The sequence below is a fragment of the Dyella sp. 01L423 genome, from assembly GCF_056399945.1.
Window position 1 is genome coordinate 1 of record NZ_JBFTSI010000027.1, and the last position, 671, is coordinate 671.

Consider the following 671-nt stretch of genomic DNA (forward strand, 5'->3'; position numbering starts at 1 on the left):
GAAATATACTCACTATACTTTGCGTGCCGCAAAGGTGAGCCCCTACGGGGGAAGGCGGCCCTTTGGGCCGTCAGGGGCGCGGCCCCCGAACCCCTAAGGCGCCGGCCACTGGCGGGCGGCGTGCAGCACCCGAAGAATGCGAACCTGGTCGTCGGCCGTGTCATAGACCAGGACGTAATTTCGGTGCGCCACCAGCTCGCGTGTTCCAGGGACGCGCCCTATCCGGCCAAGGCCGGGATCATCGGCAAGGCGAGCGGCTTTCTCGGAAATCAGCTCGTCCAACGCCAGGGCGGCGGTTGGATTGTCCGCCGCGATGTATTCGCGAATGTCTTTCCGGTCGATGCTCGCTGGCCGGGTCCAGACCAGCCTCACGAGTGCGACGCCAACCGTTGCCGCGTCGCCTCGCGCCACGCCGTCGCCTCGGCCTCGACCTCCTCGGCCGAGATCAGATCACCGGCGTTGGCGGCGTCGATTCCGCTCTGCACCTGGCGACGGAACCAGGCGTCATGCTCGGCGGCCTCCTGCTGCTGGCGCACGTAGTCCCGCATGAAGCCGCGCAGCACCTGGGCGGCGTTCCGATCACTGGACTTAGCCGCCGTCGTGAACTCGCTTTTCAGGCCCTCATCGACCCGGAAGGTGAAGGTGGCTTCGTTCATGTGAATGCCTCATGT

At 65.7% G+C, this 671-nt stretch carries 2 protein-coding genes; both read right to left on the reverse strand.

Annotation, left to right across the window (positions count from 1 at the left end; translation table 11 throughout):
* Positions 1 to 93: 93 nt before the first annotated feature.
* Positions 94 to 372: a type II toxin-antitoxin system RelE/ParE family toxin gene (locus AC1DMY_RS20875; RefSeq protein WP_477021061.1), complete on the reverse strand. Its 279-nt coding sequence runs from the start codon at positions 370 to 372 to the stop codon at positions 94 to 96.
* Positions 369 to 656, reverse strand: coding sequence for a CopG family ribbon-helix-helix protein (locus AC1DMY_RS20880; RefSeq protein ID WP_477021060.1), 288 nt, complete (start codon positions 654 to 656; stop codon positions 369 to 371). The genes AC1DMY_RS20875 and AC1DMY_RS20880 overlap by 4 nt, the downstream gene beginning before the upstream one ends.
* Between the last annotated feature and the right edge of the window lie 15 nt (positions 657 to 671).